Annotated in this window: 17 protein-coding genes, 1 riboswitch and 1 other annotated feature; of the genes, 11 read left to right on the top strand and 6 right to left on the bottom strand. The window is 44.1% G+C overall.

Annotation, left to right across the window (positions count from 1 at the left end):
- Positions 1 to 8 precede the first annotated feature (8 nt).
- Positions 9 to 1,145, bottom strand: coding sequence for a tRNA 2-thiouridine(34) synthase MnmA (mnmA, locus tag BCT49_RS11975; RefSeq protein WP_054546659.1), 1,137 nt, complete (start codon positions 1,143 to 1,145; stop codon positions 9 to 11).
- Positions 1,146 to 1,349: 204 nt separating this feature from the next.
- Between mnmA and BCT49_RS11970 the strand changes: the two genes are divergently transcribed.
- A complete protein-coding gene (locus tag BCT49_RS11970) occupies positions 1,350 to 1,619 on the top strand; it encodes a hypothetical protein (protein ID WP_004734567.1) in 270 nt (89 codons plus the stop codon).
- Between the two features lie 102 nt (positions 1,620 to 1,721).
- The gene (locus BCT49_RS11965; protein ID WP_102435392.1) at positions 1,722 to 3,026 is read left to right on the top strand and encodes an inosine/guanosine kinase; all 1,305 of its coding nucleotides are present in this window, start codon (positions 1,722 to 1,724) and stop codon (positions 3,024 to 3,026) included.
- A 172-nt stretch (positions 3,027 to 3,198) separates the two neighbouring features.
- Here BCT49_RS11965 and BCT49_RS11960 read toward each other — a convergent pair whose 3' ends face one another.
- Positions 3,199 to 3,609 (bottom strand): H-NS family nucleoid-associated regulatory protein, encoded by a 411-nt coding sequence (locus tag BCT49_RS11960; RefSeq protein ID WP_017109924.1) that lies wholly within the window; start codon positions 3,607 to 3,609, stop codon positions 3,199 to 3,201.
- Positions 3,610 to 3,973: 364 nt separating this feature from the next.
- Positions 3,974 to 4,151: riboswitch (Lysine riboswitch) on the top strand.
- A gap of 112 nt (positions 4,152 to 4,263) precedes the next feature.
- Between BCT49_RS11960 and BCT49_RS11955 the strand changes: the two genes are divergently transcribed.
- The 9 genes from BCT49_RS11955 (at position 4,264) to hisIE (ending at position 13,544) form a co-directional block, all read left to right on the top strand.
- On the top strand, positions 4,264 to 5,856 hold the full coding sequence (locus BCT49_RS11955; RefSeq protein ID WP_102435390.1) for a Na+/H+ antiporter NhaC family protein: 1,593 nt from the start codon (positions 4,264 to 4,266) through the stop codon (positions 5,854 to 5,856).
- A gap of 190 nt (positions 5,857 to 6,046) precedes the next feature.
- Positions 6,047 to 6,182 (top strand) — a sequence feature (His leader region).
- A gap of 53 nt (positions 6,183 to 6,235) precedes the next feature.
- The gene (gene hisG / locus BCT49_RS11950) at positions 6,236 to 7,132 is read left to right on the top strand and encodes an ATP phosphoribosyltransferase (RefSeq protein ID WP_029223418.1); all 897 of its coding nucleotides are present in this window, start codon (positions 6,236 to 6,238) and stop codon (positions 7,130 to 7,132) included.
- Positions 7,133 to 7,137: 5 nt separating this feature from the next.
- Positions 7,138 to 8,451 carry a histidinol dehydrogenase gene (gene hisD / locus BCT49_RS11945; protein ID WP_102435388.1) on the top strand — a complete coding sequence of 438 codons (1,314 nt, stop codon included), beginning with the start codon at positions 7,138 to 7,140 and terminating at the stop codon, positions 8,449 to 8,451.
- Positions 8,452 to 8,460: 9 nt separating this feature from the next.
- Positions 8,461 to 9,501: a histidinol-phosphate transaminase gene (hisC, locus tag BCT49_RS11940; protein ID WP_102435386.1), complete on the top strand. Its 1,041-nt coding sequence runs from the start codon at positions 8,461 to 8,463 to the stop codon at positions 9,499 to 9,501.
- 131 nt (positions 9,502 to 9,632) lie between these two features.
- The gene (gene hisB / locus BCT49_RS11935) at positions 9,633 to 10,721 is read left to right on the top strand and encodes a bifunctional histidinol-phosphatase/imidazoleglycerol-phosphate dehydratase HisB (protein WP_102435384.1); all 1,089 of its coding nucleotides are present in this window, start codon (positions 9,633 to 9,635) and stop codon (positions 10,719 to 10,721) included.
- A gap of 25 nt (positions 10,722 to 10,746) precedes the next feature.
- Positions 10,747 to 11,361, top strand: a complete 615-nt coding sequence (hisH, locus tag BCT49_RS11930) for an imidazole glycerol phosphate synthase subunit HisH (RefSeq protein WP_102278364.1) — start codon at positions 10,747 to 10,749, stop codon at positions 11,359 to 11,361.
- Between the two features lie 43 nt (positions 11,362 to 11,404).
- Positions 11,405 to 12,142, top strand: a complete 738-nt coding sequence (gene hisA, locus BCT49_RS11925) for a 1-(5-phosphoribosyl)-5-[(5-phosphoribosylamino)methylideneamino]imidazole-4-carboxamide isomerase (protein WP_012604374.1) — start codon at positions 11,405 to 11,407, stop codon at positions 12,140 to 12,142.
- The gene (gene hisF, locus BCT49_RS11920; RefSeq protein WP_017060270.1) at positions 12,124 to 12,897 is read left to right on the top strand and encodes an imidazole glycerol phosphate synthase subunit HisF; all 774 of its coding nucleotides are present in this window, start codon (positions 12,124 to 12,126) and stop codon (positions 12,895 to 12,897) included. The genes hisA and hisF overlap by 19 nt, the downstream gene beginning before the upstream one ends.
- On the top strand, positions 12,894 to 13,544 hold the full coding sequence (gene hisIE / locus BCT49_RS11915) for a bifunctional phosphoribosyl-AMP cyclohydrolase/phosphoribosyl-ATP diphosphatase HisIE (RefSeq protein ID WP_102435382.1): 651 nt from the start codon (positions 12,894 to 12,896) through the stop codon (positions 13,542 to 13,544). Before hisF ends, hisIE begins: the two co-directional genes overlap by 4 nt.
- Before the next feature lie 184 nt (positions 13,545 to 13,728).
- On the opposite strand, the gene BCT49_RS11910 is transcribed toward hisIE, so the two are convergent.
- From BCT49_RS11910 to BCT49_RS11895, 4 genes are all read right to left on the bottom strand, one after another.
- The gene (locus tag BCT49_RS11910; protein ID WP_102435380.1) at positions 13,729 to 14,253 is read right to left on the bottom strand and encodes a YchJ family protein; all 525 of its coding nucleotides are present in this window, start codon (positions 14,251 to 14,253) and stop codon (positions 13,729 to 13,731) included.
- A 117-nt stretch (positions 14,254 to 14,370) separates the two neighbouring features.
- Positions 14,371 to 15,588: an EAL and HDOD domain-containing protein gene (locus tag BCT49_RS11905; RefSeq protein ID WP_102435378.1), complete on the bottom strand. Its 1,218-nt coding sequence runs from the start codon at positions 15,586 to 15,588 to the stop codon at positions 14,371 to 14,373.
- A gap of 123 nt (positions 15,589 to 15,711) precedes the next feature.
- The gene (gene lpxH / locus BCT49_RS11900; protein WP_102435377.1) at positions 15,712 to 16,446 is read right to left on the bottom strand and encodes a UDP-2,3-diacylglucosamine diphosphatase; all 735 of its coding nucleotides are present in this window, start codon (positions 16,444 to 16,446) and stop codon (positions 15,712 to 15,714) included.
- An 84-nt stretch (positions 16,447 to 16,530) separates the two neighbouring features.
- Positions 16,531 to 17,025, bottom strand: a complete 495-nt coding sequence (locus BCT49_RS11895) for a peptidylprolyl isomerase (protein WP_004734582.1) — start codon at positions 17,023 to 17,025, stop codon at positions 16,531 to 16,533.
- Between the last annotated feature and the right edge of the window lie 119 nt (positions 17,026 to 17,144).

Genomic DNA, 17,144 nt, shown 5'->3' with positions numbered 1-17,144 from the left:
CGATTAGATTAGATGCGTTTTTCGATGATACCACCACCAAGACAGACTTCATCTTGGTAGAACACAGCCGACTGGCCTGGCGTTACAGCGATTTGCGGCTCATCGAAGATAACCTTAATGTTATCATCGTCAATTGGGATGATTGTACAAGGAATATCGGTTTGACGGTAACGTGTTTTTACCGTGCATGTCATAACTTCAGTAATTGGTGTGCGATTAACCCAATGAAGCTGAGATGCGAACAAACCTTCTGATTTAAGAAGCGGGTGGTCTTTACCTTGAACCGCGATCAGAACGTTACGCTTAAGATCTTTTTCACCAACAAACCATGGTTCTTCGTTACCGCCGCCACCTTTAGTGCCGCCAATATGAAGACCTTTACGTTGACCCAAAGTGTGGTACATCAAACCTTGGTGTTGACCAATTACTTGACCGTCTGGCGTCTCGATATTACCCGGTTGAGCCGGTAGGTATTTGCCTAAGAACTCAGTGAACTTACGCTCACCGATAAAGCAGATACCGGTAGAGTCTTTTTTCTTCGCAGTGATCAAGTCTTGCTCTTCAGCAATACGGCGCACTTCAGGCTTCTCTAATTCACCCACAGGGAATAGGCTGCGTGCCACTTGATCTGAACTTAGCGTGTATAGGAAATAGCTTTGGTCTTTATTGCCGTCTAGACCACGTAGCATTTCTGGTTTCACGCCAGCGTCTAGCTCTTCTTGAGTTGGGAAAGTACGACGAACGTAGTGACCCATCGCAATGTAGTCTGCGTCTAATACTTCATCCGCAAACTCTAAGAATGCTTTGAATTTGATTTCTTTGTTACAAAGGATATCTGGGTTCGGTGTACGACCCGCTTTGTATTCTTCAAGAAAGTACTCGAATACATTATCCCAGTACTCTGCTGCAAAGTTGATAGTGTGAAGGTGGATACCTAACTTGTCACATACCGCTTGAGCATCAGCAAGGTCTTCAGCTGCCGTGCAGTATTCTTCGTTATCGTCTTCTTCCCAGTTTTTCATGAAAAGGCCTTCTACCTGATAGCCTTGTTGCTGAAGAAGATACGCCGATACTGACGAATCTACACCGCCGGACATACCGACAATTACTTTCTTTTCGCTGTTTCCAGAGCTGATATCTGACATGTCTAAACACCGTTACTATTACTTGGTCGCAGATTCTAACAGAAAGAGAAACACCGTGACAGATCCGAGACCGGAATCACAGTTTCATTTGCACAAATATTGCGCTGACTTCGTTAGAGAATCGCATGAACGCGAGGAGACTCGCTAGGATGTCAGATCTATATGTGGCATAGTCGCTCGAAATCCAAGACCTGAGATAAAAAAATGTCTGAACAAAATGAGTTTATGCAAGAAGAACAGTTGATCGAGATTATCGAGAACCAACTGGAAGATGGCCAACCTGTGAAAGTGAAAGAGACGCTGATGCGTTTAATGATGACAGGTACTCCTCGTGAAGAGGCAATTGCTGCGATGGCATGTGCATTGGCAATTGAAGTATTTGACGTGATGAAAAACGGCGCTGAGTTTAATCAAAAACGTTACGCTGAGCATTTGGGCATGCTGCCTGATTTAAGCTTTATGGAAGGCGAATAAAAAAATAGCCTCGCAAACGTTTGCTATAGTTTGAAAGATTGCCGCGTTAAATATAGCGCGGTAGAATCCGCCACCTATTTCCCCTTGACTTAGACTAGCCTTATGAAATTCCCTGGACAACGTAAATCAAAGCACTATTTTCCGGTTCACGCTCGTGACCCTTTAGTAAGCCAAGCTCAAACTAGCAAAAGAATGTCACGTACTCATATTATCGGTATTGACCAAACTTTGGTGGATATTGAAGCGAAAGTGAGTTCTGCGCTAATCGAAAAATACGGCCTAAGTAAGGGACACTCACTGGTTATCGGTGATGAAGCTGCTGAATCCTTATATCAAGAATTAAAAGAACAGTGCCTGATCACCAATGAATACGCTGGTGGTACGATCGGTAACACATTACACAATTACTCAGTATTGGCGGATGACCGTTCAACACTGTTAGGTGTAATGAGCCAAGATATTAAAATTGGTAGCTACGGTTACCGCTATTTATGTAATACATCAAGCAGAATGGATCTGAACCATTTACAAGGGGTAGATGGCGCAATCGGTCGCTGCTTTGCATTAATTACAGAAGATGGTGAGCGTACTTTCGCAATTAGCGAAGGACAAATGAACCAATTAAAACCAGAAAGCATCCCTGAGAAAATTTTCAAAAGTGCTTCTGCTTTAGTATTAACGGCGTATTTAGTTCGTTGTAAACCAGGTGACCCTATGCCTGAAGCAACAATGAAAGCGATCGAATACGCGAAGAAATACGATGTGCCTGTTGTTTTAACACTTGGTACTAAATTCGTTATTCAAGATGATCCAGAGTTTTGGAAAGACTTCCTTGAGCAGCACGTAACCGTTGTTGCAATGAATGAAGACGAAGCAGAAGCCTTAACCGGTGAAAGCGATCCTCTTGCGGCTTCAGACAAAGCATTAGAGTGGGTAGACTTGGTTCTATGTACAGCAGGCCCTGTTGGCTTGTTTATGGCGGGTTACACGGAAGATGCTGTGAAGCGTGAAACGTCATTGCCGTTGTTACCAGGCTCAATTGCTGAATTTAACCGCTATGAATTTAGCCGTCCTGCGCATAAAGAGTTATGTGACAACCCAACGAAAATCTATTCGCATATCGCACCTTACATGGGTGGCCCAGAAAAGATCAAAAATACCAATGGTGCAGGGGATGCGGCGTTGTCGGCTTTATTACATGATATGGCAGCAAATAAATATCATAAAGAAAATGTGCCGAACTCTAGCAAGCATCAACATGCATTCTTAACGTATTCATCTTTCTCGCAAGTATGTAAATATTCAAACCGTGCAAGTTATGAAGTGTTGGTTCAGCACTCTCCACGTTTGTCTCGCGGCCTTCCTGAAAGAGAAGACAGCCTAGAAGAAGCATACTGGGAAAGATAAGATATTTTTATCGTTTTCATTTATATTTCTAATAGCGAAATATAAAAAAGGCTCCGAAAGGAGCCTTTTTTGTTTCTGAACATATTGAAGCCGTAAATAATACTTTAGTCGACTTTAATATTAATTCTATTGCTTAGCGTGTAATTGATTACTCACTAAGTAAACTAAATGTTTAGATAGCAAACTCTTCTAGAGATTTACCAGCATCTAGTTGTTCTTGGATAGCTGAAGGTGTACGACCTTGACCTGTCCAAGTTTTCTCATCGCCATTGCCATCTACATATTTGTATTTAGCTGGACGAGGAGCACGTTTAGCTTTTGCTGTTTTTGTTTTTGCTTCACCAGAAAGCGCAGCAATAAGATCAGCAACATCGATGCCGTCTTTTGCAATTTGTTCAGCAATAGCAGAAAGCTTAGCTTCTTGCTCAGCTTTAGCAGCTTGTTCTTCAGCTTCAGACTCTTGACGCTCTTGTACAACAATAGTTAGCTTGTCTAGCGCTTCTTCAAGTTGTTCAAGAGTTAATTCACGTGAGAATGCGCGAAGGCTACGGATATTCAATAAAGTTTTTGTTAATTCAGACATGATATTTTCCATCAAGGTAAACTAAATAATCTTCCTAATAATAAACAGAGCCTAGGAATAAAACAAATAGTATTTCTCGTATTGGTTATTTAAATATAAAAGTGAGATGAATAGTTGAAAAAGAAACGGCTCACTTTTGATGAATTTATAATAATTATTAAGAATCTCTTAAAAATCGATATGTGACTGGTGGAGTAATTGCTTTCTGTAGACTATTTTTGTATTGATTAGTTCATTAACAAAAAGCTATTTTTCTCGGAATGATATGTTGCATTGTTGCTCTTGATGAGTACAATTGCGGCTACCTGATGCGATGCTTTGGTTAATTTGTTGTTAAACTCTGGTTTACACGGTTAATAATGTTATCGCACGTAGAGGTGCAATTATAAAAAGTAGTTTTCGTTGGGGTGATGCCAATGAACGGGAATGAAAGGTCTAATTGCCGAAGTAAATTGTATATCTAAGCAATTTGCTGGGGTTGTGCTCAATAGGTACAACACTGCCATAGTCTTAATTTTAAACTATGGAGCGCTACTGTAGGGTTGGGTGAAGTGTTCACTTCCCTTTCGCTTAGTTCAACATGAGCTTGATAAGTCGTATCAAGTTTGTCTGCAGTAGATCTCTAGCCAAATAAAAAACTGGTTTTTGAAGATCATGAATTTAATAGATTTTGCAACATCGCCTTTATCGCTGCTTCCTCCTTTGGTTGCATTGACTCTTGCTATTGTTACCCGCCGTGTATTGGTTTCTTTGGGTGTCGGTATCGTCATGGGTGCGATTCTACTTGCTGATTATTCAGTAGGTAACGCAGCTAGCTACGTGTTTACTAAAGCATCTGGTGTTTTCATCGAAGATGGTGGTATCAACACTTGGAACATGAGCATTATCGCATTCCTACTTATCCTTGGAATGATGACTGCTCTATTAACACTTTCTGGCGGTACTCGTGCATTCGCTGAATGGGCACAGTCTCGTGTGAAGAGCAAACGTGGTTCAAAACTACTTGCTGCCTTCTTAGGCGTATTCATCTTTGTTGATGATTACTTCAACAGCTTAGCGGTAGGTGCTATCTCTCGCCCTGTAACAGACCGTTTCTATGTATCTCGCGCTAAGCTAGCTTATATCCTAGATTCTACTGCTGCTCCTATGTGTGTGATCATGCCTGCTTCTAGCTGGGGTGCTTACATCATTACTATTATTGGTGGCATCTTAGTAACACACGGTGTGACAGAGTATTCTGCACTGGGTGCTTACGTTCGTCTTATCCCAATGAACTTTTACGCTGTATTCGCACTGCTTATGGTATTTGCGGTAGCGTGGTTTGGTCTAGACGTTGGTAAAATGCGTGAGCATGAGATTGAAGCATCACAAGGCCGTGGCTTTGATGGTGACAACGATCAAAAGCAAGCTCATGACCTGAACGAAGAGCTAGACATTGAAGAGAGCGAAAACGGTTCTGTCTCTGATCTTGTTATGCCAATCGTATCGCTAATCGTAGCAACAGTTGCTGCCATGCTTTACACGGGTGGCCAAGCACTTGCTGCTGACGGTCAAGCATTCAACCTGCTTGGTGCGTTCGAAAATACAGATGTAGGTAAATCTCTTGTTTACGGTGGCGTGCTAGGTCTGCTTGTTGCGCTAGCGACAGTATTTAAGCAAAAGCTACCAATGGCTGATATCGCAAGAACAATGTGGATCGGTGCAAGCTCAATGTTTGGCGCTATCCTTATCCTTGTGTTTGCATGGACTATCGGTTCTGTTATCGGTGACATGAAGACAGGTTCGTACCTATCATCTCTAGCGACTGGCAACATTGATTACCACTGGCTACCTGTTATCTTGTTCCTTCTTGCTGGCCTAATGGCATTCTCGACAGGTACATCTTGGGGTACGTTCGGTATCATGCTTCCTATCGCGGGTGACATGGCTGCAGCTTCTGACATCGCGCTGATTCTACCTATGCTAAGTGCGGTTCTGGCTGGTTCAGTATTCGGTGACCACTGTTCTCCAATCTCTGACACAACGATTCTGTCTTCTACTGGTGCTCGTTGTAACCACATTGACCACGTATCGACTCAACTGCCTTACGCGTTGTCTGTAGCGTTCGTATCGTGCATTGGTTTCATCACGCTAGGTATGACGTCTTCAATTGGTATCGCATTTGGTGCGGCGTCTCTAACGTTTGTTGCAGTATGTTTTGCATTGGCTTACTTCTCTCGTTGCAAAATGGCGACGTGCAAAAGCTAAAATTGAAAGCTAATCAGTAAAGTATCAGGGAGGCATTAGCCTCCCTTTTTTGTGCCTGTTAATTTAATTTTAAATTTCGTGAAAAAAGTTCGAATAAATGGTTGAAAAAGGATGTGACCTTAGTTAGTGTGGAGACAAGACAGCAAACAACCTAAGAGCTGATAAGTATGCGTAAACTAGTAATGAACATTCATCACCATCATCACCCTATCTAGTCTTTCGGGGAGATTTACGTATACCCGGGAGCAAGAATTCTCCCGGAGGTTAAGTCAAAGAATTTAGATTTAAACCCTCGGGACGACAAAGTCTTCCGGGGGTTTTTTAGTTTTAACGCTTTTAAATAATCAATAAATTCAAATATTTGCACAGGGATACAGCAATGCAGACACAACGCCTAAGAATCGCAATTCAAAAGAAAGGTCGCTTAAGTAAAGAGTGCCAAGATCTACTTAAAAAATGTGGTGTTAAATTTAACATCATGGGTGAGCGCCTAGTTGTTCATTCACTAAATATGCCAATCGACTTGTTACTAGTTCGTGACGATGACATCCCAGGTCTTATCATGGATGGTGTGGTTGACCTTGGTTTCATCGGTGAAAATGAACTGGAAGAAGTTCGCCTAGACCGTGTTGCTCTTAAAGAGCCTTCAGAGTTCCGCACACTACGTCGCTTAGACTTCGGTGGTTGCCGCCTTTCTATCGCTATCAACAAAGACGAAGAATACAACGGCCCTCAAGATCTAGCGGGCAAACGTATTGCGACCACTTACCCACAACTACTAAAAGCCTACATGGACGAGCAGGGTGTTGAATTCAGCACTTGTATGCTAACAGGCTCGGTTGAAGTGGCTCCTCGCGCAGGCCTCGCAGACGCTATCGCCGATTTAGTTTCTACGGGTGCGACGCTAGAAGCAAACGGCCTAAAAGAAGCAGAAGCTATCTTCCAATCTAAAGCAACACTGATTCAACGTGTGGGTGAGTTCGACGCTGACAAAACTGCATTGATTGAGAAACTACTGACTCGTATGCAGGGTGTTCAACAAGCGAAAGAGTCGAAGTACATCATGCTTCACGCTCCAACTTCTCAGCTAGAGCAAATCAAAGCACTACTGCCTGGCGCTGAAGATCCAACGGTTCTTCCTCTATCAACAGACAAAGACAAAGTTGCCGTTCACCTAGTAAGTACAGAGAACTTGTTCTGGGAAACAATGGAACAATTGAAAGAGTTGGGTGCAAGCTCAATCCTAGTACTACCAATCGAAAAAATGATGGGGTAACTGCTATGAGAACCGTTGTTTGGCAATCATTAAGTGAATCACAGCAAGACTCAGTATTAGAGCGCCCAGCGATTGCTGAAGGTGCGAATATCACAGCGACTGTGTCTGGTGTAATTGCAAAAGTAAGAAATGAAGGCGATGCAGCGCTCAAAGAACTGACCGAAAAGTTTGATGGTGTGACACCTGAATCGATTCGAGTACGTTCTGAAGAGATCGAAGAAGCCTGCGCGCGTTTAACACCAGAGATGAAGCAAGCGCTTGAGCAAGCTTATCGTAATATTGCTAAGTTCCACGAAGCTCAAAAACCTCAACCAATTAAGGTTGAAACTCAACCTGGTGTAGTTTGTGAGCAAGTGACTCGTGCTATTAATACGGTGGGTTTGTACATCCCTGGCGGCAGCGCACCACTTCCATCAACGGTTCTTATGTTGGGTGTTCCTGCTCAGATTGCTGGTTGTCGTAAGGTTGTGCTTTGTTCGCCTCCGCCAATTGCCGATGAAATCTTGTATGTCGCTAAGCTTTGTAAAATCGATGAGGTTTACAATGTAGGCGGTGGTCAAGCGGTTGCAGCAATGGCTTACGGTACAGAGAGTGTTGCAAAGGTCGATAAAATCTTTGGCCCAGGTAACGCTTACGTGACCGAAGCTAAACGCCAAGTAAGTAATGACTTCCGCGGCGCGGCGATTGATATGCCCGCTGGTCCGTCTGAAGTGTTGGTGATTGCTGATGAAACCGCAGACGCGGATTTCATTGCGGCAGATTTACTAAGCCAAGCCGAGCATAGTCCTGATTCACAAGTGGTACTGGTAACGCCATCTCCAATTGTGGCGGACCAAGTAACCGAAGCCGTGCAAAAGCAGTTGAAAGAACTGTCTCGCGCTACGATTGCTCAGCAAGCATTAGCTTCAAGCCTAATCATCATTGCAGAATCGATCACTCAAGCCATTGCGATTTCGAATTTCTACGGTCCTGAACACTTGATTGTTCAAACCAAGAACCCACGCGAACTGCTGCCATTGCTAGATAATGCGGGTTCAATTTTCCTTGGTGATTGGTCTCCAGAGTCTGCGGGTGATTACGCTTCCGGTACAAACCACGTATTACCGACTTACGGCTATACCAAAACCTATTCAAGCCTAGGTTTGGCTGATTTCTCTAAGCGTATGACAGTACAAGAGTTAACAGCGGATGGCTTAAAAGGCCTAGCGCCAACAGTAGTAACAATGGCGGAAGCCGAAGGTTTGGACGCGCACAAACGTGCGGTGACCATCCGAGTTGAAAAATTAAATCGATTTGAACAGCTAAATAAAGCGAAATAAGGGTAGAGCATGGAGAAGTTAGCAAGAAAACAAGTTCAGGCTCTGACACCTTACTTGTCTGCAAGACGCATCGGTGGCAGCGGAGATGTATGGTTGAACGCCAACGAATCTCCGTTTGATAATGAGTACACCTTAAATCTGACTCGACTTAATCGTTACAGTGAGTGTCAGCCGAAAGAATTGATCGATGCTTACGCTCAATATGCGGGTGTTGCACCAGAGCAAACGTTGACTACTCGTGGTGCTGACGAAGGTATCGAACTTTTGATTCGTGCGTTCTGTGAGCCAAATGAAGATGCGATTCTTTACTGCCCACCGACCTACGGTATGTACGCTATCAGTGCAGAGACTATCGGTGTTGAGCGTAAGGTTGTGCCTTTGACGTCTGAATGGCAACTGGATCTTTCTGCGATTGAAGCTCAACTCGATAACGTAAAAGTGGTCTTTGTTTGTAGCCCAAATAACCCAACAGGTAACCTAGTTAACCGTAAAGACATCGTTAAATTGCTTGAGATGACTCAAGACAAAGCCATTGTTGTAATGGACGAAGCGTATATCGATTTCTGCCCTGAAGCATCAACGGTGGATTTACTTGCTCAGTATCCGAATCTAGCGATTCTTCGAACTCTATCGAAAGCATTTGCATTGGCGGGTTTACGTTGCGGATTTACTCTAGCAAACCAAGAACTGATTGATGTACTGTTGAAAGTGATAGCACCTTACCCAGTACCAGTTCCTGTTGCTGACATTGCTGTTCAAGCGTTGTCAGAACACGGGTTAGCAAGAGCGAAATTTCAGGTTCTTGATTTGAGCGCCAACCGAGCTTATTTACAAGCGGGCCTAATGGGCATGCCTCAAATTACGGTCTTCGATGGCTGGGGTAATTACCTTCTGGTTAAATTCCCGAACGGTGATGATTTATTTAAAGCAGCATGGGACAGTGGCATTATTTTACGTAATTCGCCAATTGAAGACTGTGTTCGCATTAGTATTGGTAACCGCGAAGAGTGCGAAAAGACACTTGGATTCATTCGTAACTTTTATCAGTAACGAACGGCTTATCAGTAATAACATTTGTCAGTCTTGAGTTGATTAATAACCGACTGACAAATGAAACCATTATTTGGGTTAGCGTTTGATTTTAGCTAGGCCACCAGATTTAAAATTAAAAGGAAGTTCAAGTGAGTAAACAACAGAAAATACTTTTTATAGACCGTGATGGCACCTTAATTGTTGAGCCGCCAGTCGACTTTCAAGTAGACCGTTTAGACAAACTAAAATTCGAACCGTTAGTGATTCCTAGCCTACTTGCACTGCAAGATGCTGGTTACAGTTTAGTCATGGTTACTAACCAAGATGGTTTAGGCACCGATAGCTACCCACAAGAAGAGTTCGATGCTCCGCACAATATGATGATGGAGTTCTTTGAATCTCAGGGCGTTAAGTTTGATGATGTTCTAATCTGCCCTCACTTTGATGAAGACAACTGTTCTTGCCGTAAGCCAAAGCTAGGTATGGTTAAAGAATACCTTCAAGGCGGTAAAGTCGACTTCCAAAAGTCAGTCGTAATTGGCGACCGAATGACGGATCTTCAACTTGCTGAGAACATGGCAATTCGTGGTATCCAATACGGACCAGATGCGCAAACGGAAGGCACACTCAACTGGCCACAGATCGTTAAAGATCTAACGGTTAATGCTCGTGTAGCAGAAGTGGTTCGTACGACCAAAGAAACCGACATCAAGGTAGCCGTAAACCTTGATGAAACCGGTGGTAACAAGATCGATACTGGCATGGGTTTCTTCGATCACATGCTTGATCAAATCGCGACACACGGCGGTTTCCAAATGAACCTGACTGTGAAAGGCGATCTACACATTGATGACCACCACACAGTAGAAGACACGGCGCTTGCGCTAGGCCAAGCATTGAAAGATGCGCTAGGCGACAAACGTGGCATTGGCCGCTTTGGTTTCAGCCTGCCAATGGACGAGTGTTTAGCTCAGTGTGCGCTAGACCTTTCTGGTCGCCCATACCTGAAGTTCGATGCTAAGTTCAGCCGTGAGCAAGTGGGTGATCTTTCAACTGAGATGGTGGTTCACTTCTTCCGTTCTCTAACCGACACACTGGCTTGTACGCTACACCTTTCTTCTGCTGGCAATAATGATCACCACATCATTGAGAGCCTGTTTAAAGCGTTTGGTCGTACTCTTCGCCAAGCAATCAAAGTTGAAGGTAACGAGTTACCAAGCAGCAAAGGCGTCCTGTAAGGCTAACGTTAGCAAGGAAAAAACAATGAAAGATCAAAAAGTCGTCATTATTGATACTGGTTGTGCCAACGTTTCTTCGGTGAAATTTGCCATTGAACGTTTGGGCTATGCTGTTGAAATTTCAAAAGAGCCAGAAGTGGTTCTTGCTGCCGACAAGCTATTCCTACCCGGTGTAGGCACGGCGAGTGAGGCAATGAAGAACTTGCAAGAGCGCGACCTTGTTTCTCTTGTGAAACAAGTAGAGAAGCCTCTGCTGGGTATTTGTTTAGGTATGCAGCTGTTAGGCAAACTGTCTCAAGAGAAAGGCCAAAAGGCTGACGCATTAGTTGAATGTCTAGGCTTGTGTGATGGTGAAGTTCGTTTACTTGAAACAGGTGATTTACCGCTACCACACATGGGTTGGAACACAGTTACCGCGACACCTAACCACCCGCTATTCAAAGACATCGAAGAAGGCGAGTACTTCTATTTTGTCCACAGCTTCGCAATGCCAGTGGGTGACTACACCATCGCACAATGTGATTATGGCAATCCGTTCACAGCAGCAGTGCAAAGTGGCAATTATTATGGTGTTCAGTTCCACCCAGAGCGTTCTTCAAAAGCAGGCTCTAAGCTGATTCAGAACTTCTTGGAATTGTAATAAGGATTAGGCAGCGGCCAACGTTGCCATATAAGGAATGTAAATGATTATTCCCGCATTAGATTTAATTGAAGGCCAAGTAGTTCGCTTATTCCAAGGGGATTACGGGCAAGTAACAGAATACAAAGTCGATCCAGCAGAGCAGTTCAATCTGTATCACCAAGCTGGCGCAGGTTGGCTTCACCTTGTTGACTTAACGGGTGCAAAAGACACAACCGCTCGTCAACTTGACCTCATCGCCAAGCTACTTGCTAGTACGCCTGCCAATATCCAAATTGGTGGAGGTGTTCGTAACGAGCAAGACGTGGTCGACCTACTTGAAGCTGGCGCACAGCGCGTTGTTGTCGGTTCAACAGCGGTGAAACAACCTGAGCTTGTTAAAGGTTGGATGGAAAAGTACGGCGCAGAAAAAATCGTATTGGCTCTGGACATCAACATCGACGAAAGCGGTACACGTAAAGTCGCGATTTCAGGTTGGCAAGAAGATTCAGGCGTGACGATTGAAGCATTGATTGAAGATTACCTAACGGTTGGCTTGAAACACGTTCTGTGTACTGATATTTCACGTGACGGCACGTTAGAAGGCTCAAACGTAGAGCTCTATGTTGATCTTTGTAAGCAGTACCCACAAGTGCAATTCCAATCATCGGGCGGCATCGGCAGCTTAGCGGATATCGAAGCGCTGAAAGGCAGCGGTGTTGCTGGCGTGATTGTTGGTCGTGCGTTACTTGATGGCAAGTTTACCGCAGAGGAGGCATTTGCATGTTGGCAAAGCGAATAATCCCTTGTTTGGATGTCCGTGACGGACAAGTGGTTAAGGGCGTTCAGTTCCGTAACCACGAAATTATTGGTGACATCGTTCCGCTAGCACAACGCTATGCAGAAGAGGGCGCTGATGAATTAGTATTTTACGACATCACCGCATCAAGCGATGGTCGTGTAGTCGACAAGAGCTGGGTAAAACGCGTAGCAGAAGTGATCGATATTCCTTTCTGTGTGGCTGGTGGTATTAAGTCAGCAGAAGATGCAGCGCGCATTCTTGAGTTTGGTGCGGATAAAGTATCGATTAACTCGCCTGCACTAGCTAACCCTCAACTGATCACTGACCTTGCTGATAAGTTCGGCGTTCAATGTATCGTTGTTGGCATCGATTCATACTTCGACAAAGAAACGGGTAAATATCAGGTTTACCAATTCACTGGCGATGAAGCGCGTACCAAAGCGACCAAATGGGAAACCAAAGACTGGGTGCAAGAAGTACAAAAGCGTGGTGCCGGTGAGATTGTGTTAAACATGATGAACCAAGATGGTGTTCGCAACGGCTATGATATTGATCAGCTAAACATGGTGCGTGAAGTGTGTAACGTGCCATTGATTGCCTCTGGTGGTGCTGGCGCGATGGAGCACTTTGCTGAAGCCTACAAAAAGACCAACGTGGACGGAGCATTAGCGGCTTCTGTATTCCACAAACAAGTCATCAATATTGGTGAACTTAAACAGTATTTAAAACAACAAGATGTAGAGGTGCGACTATGAGTTTTGAACCCGTAAGCTTATCAAAAACAGAAGTAGGCGCATTATCAGAGCGTATCAATTGGGAAAAAGTAGATGGCCTAGTGCCTGCTATTGTTCAAGATTACCAATCGAGCCAAGTGTTGATGATGGGATACATGAACCCAGCAGCACTTGAAAAAACCGGTGAAACGGGTCACGTGACGTTTTTCTCTCGCACAAAAGAGCGTCTTTGGACGAAAGGTGAAACGTCGGGCAACGTCTTGCAACTGCAAAACATCGCCTTGGATTGTGACAATGATACCTTGTTGGTTAAGGTTAACCCCATTGGCCCAACGTGTCACACAGGTACAACAACGTGCTGGGATGGAGACAAACAACAAGAGTCTCAGATGGTGTGGCTTCATCAGCTTGAGCAGCTATTGGCTGCCCGCAAGGACGCAGACCCTGAGTCTTCTTATACTGCCAGTCTATATGCCCGTGGCACCAAGCGTATTTCGCAAAAAGTGGGCGAAGAAGGCGTTGAAGTCGCGCTTGCGGCGACGTCGGGCGATAAGGCGGAGTTAGTGTGTGAATCCGCGGATTTGATTTACCACTTGATGGTTCTTCTTCAAGACCAAGGTTTATCGATGAACGACGTGGTGAATAAACTAAAAGAGCGCCATAAGTAAGCCCTTTTTAGATTAATAGAACCACGCAAAAGATAAACAAAAGCCCCGTAAACAAACATGTTTACGGGGCTTTTTTAGCGTTCAATTCTTGAGTACATTTCTTCATCTTTAGGCCTCGTCATTCCGAGGATCCTATGCGACATCAGGAGTCTCTTCTCTTAATCTGACTTCCTAGATGTACGAGTTACCCGCAGCACTTTTTATATTTCTTACCACTGCCACATATACACGGGTCGTTACGGCCTATCTTAAAGCTTTCAACGGTTTGATTTAAGCGAGGATCAATTTCTGGTTGTGTAGCTTCTTCTTGCTCGTTTTCTTGAGCGGGGAAGGTGCCATCAATGTAGTACCAAAGACCTCCTTCACGCACGAAACGTGAGCGCTCTTGCATGCAGTATTGTGCGCCGTCTTCATTGAAGTAAGCTTTAAACTCAACAAAGCCTTCGTTTTCGTCTGAGCCTGCTGCTGTATCTATAACTTCTAAGCCCGCCCAATCACTATCGATAGATTCAGCAATGCCTTCTCTCTGCGATTCTGCATTACAGCTTGGGTGATAAGTAGCAACCACATAATCCACCAAACCAAGCACATGTGCAGAATAGCGTGAGCGCATCAATTGCTCGGGCGTTTCGACGGCACTGTGGTTAAGGTGCGCTGATTCGCAGCATTGTTGGTAAGTATTTTTGCTACCGCATGGGCATGAAGACATAGTCAAATCCTGTAAAAATGGCCTCTATTAAGAGGCCATAAATGAATGCGTGGAGTTTACCAAGAAATGATCGCTCGCCAAAGCTTAGTTTCTATTGGGGAGGTTGTCTCAAGAGAACTATTTCAATGCCGGGGACAAGAGCTCTTGAGCCCAAGTCGTTGCTTCGTCATAAGCTTGTCCGAGCTCTGCTTCGCTTAACTTGAGCAGTTTACGAATGCGCGTTGCTTCATCCCATCGAGCTTGTTCATAAGCGATAACCATCGCTAAGATCGCACCTAATACGCCTTTACGTTGTATTAGAGCTTGTTTTATCTCTTCATCAATCGGTACTGAGTCCAGTACTTGTTTCAACGGTTGGTCAAACAGTGAGTCGAGCAGTGAGAACATACCGGTCAAAAAGGCTTGTCCGGGTTCCACTTTCACATTCATCTTCTCGACTAACAGTTCACACTCACGAGCACGTAATACCGCTAAACCATAGAGTGAATCAGGCTTGTCTTCTTTCGCGGAGGCAATCGCCACAAGTGAAACGAACTTGCGTAGCTTTTGCTCGCCAAGGAAAATAAGTGCTTGGCGAAATGAGCGGATGGTTGTTGCTGATCCGCCTGCGGAGTTCACATAGGCAAGTAACTTGTAAGACAGCGTGACGTCTAATGTAATCAGACGTTCGACTTCACCGAAGTCGATAGGGTCGTTAGCGATCTCTTTCAACAACTGAACAATCGTCAAAAACGCAGGGTTGAGCGCGCGAGTTTGAATCATTTCCGGCTTACTAAAGAAATAGCCTTGGAAGTAAGTGAAGCCTGCTTGGTTTGCTTCTTGATATTCATCGTAAGTCTCGACTTTTTCAGCGAGGAACTTAATGTCCAACCCTTTGAGAGAGTTCATGAACATCGAAGCTTTCGCGATTGAGATCAAACGGATATCAAACTTGATAATTGAAACGTACGGTAAGAAGCGCTTCCACGCTTTGCTCGGTACAAAGTCATCCAGTGCGATGGTATAACCCGCATCGTAGATGGTTTTGATTGCTTCAAGTAATTCGTCGGTTGGTTCGCAGTCTTCAAGAACCTCAACAACAAGGCTTTCTTTTGGGAACAGGGTAGGGACCAAGTTAATCAGGCTTGCATAAGGAAAGTTCACGAACCCAAGCTTATCACCCAACGTATTATAGTGAGTTGATAAAAAGTGGTCGGAAAGCAAACGACTAGTAGCGAGCTCCGGCTCTACTTCAGGGAAAGTGTTCTTAGGACCATCCCTGAATAGCAACTCGTAACCTATGGTTTTCTTGCCTGTGTCGAGTATTGGTTGACGCGCTACGTATGAATATTTCAACTTGGTACTGTGTTCGGTTTATTTCTGATAGAGAGATAATAGCTAATTCAGTGGAAATTACCACACACAATCTAAGAAACTCTGACCGATAATAATAATCAAAGTGAAAGTTTAAGACGGATGTTAAAAGCTATTGCTAAACTCTCGATTCTGTAGGTCAAAACTTTGCGGAGTGAACACCAACACTGAACCTTGAGTATACCAATCACCTAATACGATACGTGTTTTAGTGCAATTGTTAGCATTGAAGGTGTGGATGTCAGGGCGATGAGTATGGCCGTGGATCATCAGGTCGACGTTGTTTCGCTCCATCACATCTTCGACTTCTTGTTGTGTCACATCCATGATGTCGAGAGATTTCGTCTGCTTGTCATCTTTGATATCAGATTGAACCTTCGAGACAATTTTCTTCTTGATGAAAAATGGAATTCTGTTGAAGATCCATTGCAGCCATGGTTGATGCACTTTTTCGCGAAAGGCGAGGTATTTTACATCTTCGGTGCATAGGGTATCACCATGCAACACGACCGCTTTTTGTCCGTAGATATCGATTGTCGATACTTCGTCTAGAAGTTGCACGCCCGTTTGTTTGGCAAATTTTTTGCCGACAAGGAAATCACGATTGCCTTGCGTGAAGTAACAAGGTACGCCTGTTTTCACTAGATCAATAAACGCTTGGCGAATAGAAGTTGCGAATTCACTTGTGTCGTCGTCACCAATCCAGAATTCGAAAAGGTCACCTAATACGTAGAGCGCATCCGCTTCTACCGCTTCGCTCTTCATGAAAGTAAGGAAGCAGTCGGTGATGTCTGGTCGTGACGGAGCAAGGTGCAGATCTGATATAAAATATGTTTTCATAGGTCTAAAAAAAGGGAGCGATTCGCTCCCTATATCCTGATTTTATCGGCTTATCAGTTATTAATACTAATCGAAAGCGAGTAATTAAGCTTCGATTGTAGTACCAGTGATGATCACTTCTTCTAGAGGTACATCTTGGTGCATACCCATAGAACCAGTGCTAACACCTTTGATCTTGTTTACGATGTCCATGCCTTCAACAACTTCTGCGAATACACAGTAGCCCCAACCGTCTAGGCTTTCGCTACGGAAGTTTAGGAAAGAGTTGTCGTTAACGTTGATGAAGAACTGAGAGCTCGCTGAATGCGGTTCCATAGTACGAGCCATTGCTAGTGTGCCCACTTTGTTCGCAAGGCCGTTGTTTGCTTCGTTCTTGATCGTCGCGCGAGTTGTTTTTTCTTTAAGGCCAGAAGTCATGCCGCCGCCTTGAACCATGAAACCATCGATAACACGGTGGAATAGCGTGTTGTCGTAAAAACCGTCACGGCAATACTGTAGGAAGTTTGCGCTTGTTTCTGGTGCTTTTTCTTCGTTAAGTTGAACTTTGATGTCACCAAAATTTGTGTGAAGGATGATCATGATTGTTACCTTACTGTCTTTTTAATATGAAGTTCGAATTCTAGCGCATGTTGGCGGACTTTCAAATCATCAAATCATTCACTTAACTCAGATGTTTGAGATAATACCAATCGTCGTAA

This window comes from Vibrio lentus (assembly GCF_002875945.1).
In the GTDB taxonomy this organism is placed as follows: Bacteria; Pseudomonadota; Gammaproteobacteria; order Enterobacterales; family Vibrionaceae; genus Vibrio; species Vibrio apostichopi.
This window is presented reverse-complemented; position numbering and strand designations above follow the sequence as displayed.

What these genes read in the sequence shown, in the direction of transcription:
- mnmA (WP_054546659.1), bottom strand. Translation starts at nt 1,145, where the DNA reads ATGTCAGATATCAGCTCTGGAAACAGCGAAAAGAAAGTAATTGTCGGT.
- BCT49_RS11970 (WP_004734567.1), top strand. Translation starts at nt 1,350, where the DNA reads ATGTCTGAACAAAATGAGTTTATGCAAGAAGAACAGTTGATCGAGATT.
- BCT49_RS11965 (WP_102435392.1), top strand. Translation starts at nt 1,722, where the DNA reads ATGAAATTCCCTGGACAACGTAAATCAAAGCACTATTTTCCGGTTCAC.
- BCT49_RS11960 (WP_017109924.1), bottom strand. Translation starts at nt 3,609, where the DNA reads ATGTCTGAATTAACAAAAACTTTATTGAATATCCGTAGCCTTCGCGCA.
- BCT49_RS11955 (WP_102435390.1), top strand. Translation starts at nt 4,264, where the DNA reads ATGAATTTAATAGATTTTGCAACATCGCCTTTATCGCTGCTTCCTCCT.
- hisG (WP_029223418.1), top strand. Translation starts at nt 6,236, where the DNA reads ATGCAGACACAACGCCTAAGAATCGCAATTCAAAAGAAAGGTCGCTTA.
- hisD (WP_102435388.1), top strand. Translation starts at nt 7,138, where the DNA reads ATGAGAACCGTTGTTTGGCAATCATTAAGTGAATCACAGCAAGACTCA.
- hisC (WP_102435386.1), top strand. Translation starts at nt 8,461, where the DNA reads ATGGAGAAGTTAGCAAGAAAACAAGTTCAGGCTCTGACACCTTACTTG.
- hisH (WP_102278364.1), top strand. Translation starts at nt 10,747, where the DNA reads ATGAAAGATCAAAAAGTCGTCATTATTGATACTGGTTGTGCCAACGTT.
- hisA (WP_012604374.1), top strand. Translation starts at nt 11,405, where the DNA reads ATGATTATTCCCGCATTAGATTTAATTGAAGGCCAAGTAGTTCGCTTA.
- hisF (WP_017060270.1), top strand. Translation starts at nt 12,124, where the DNA reads ATGTTGGCAAAGCGAATAATCCCTTGTTTGGATGTCCGTGACGGACAA.
- hisIE (WP_102435382.1), top strand. Translation starts at nt 12,894, where the DNA reads ATGAGTTTTGAACCCGTAAGCTTATCAAAAACAGAAGTAGGCGCATTA.
- BCT49_RS11910 (WP_102435380.1), bottom strand. Translation starts at nt 14,253, where the DNA reads ATGTCTTCATGCCCATGCGGTAGCAAAAATACTTACCAACAATGCTGC.
- lpxH (WP_102435377.1), bottom strand. Translation starts at nt 16,446, where the DNA reads ATGAAAACATATTTTATATCAGATCTGCACCTTGCTCCGTCACGACCA.
- BCT49_RS11895 (WP_004734582.1), bottom strand. Translation starts at nt 17,025, where the DNA reads ATGATCATCCTTCACACAAATTTTGGTGACATCAAAGTTCAACTTAAC.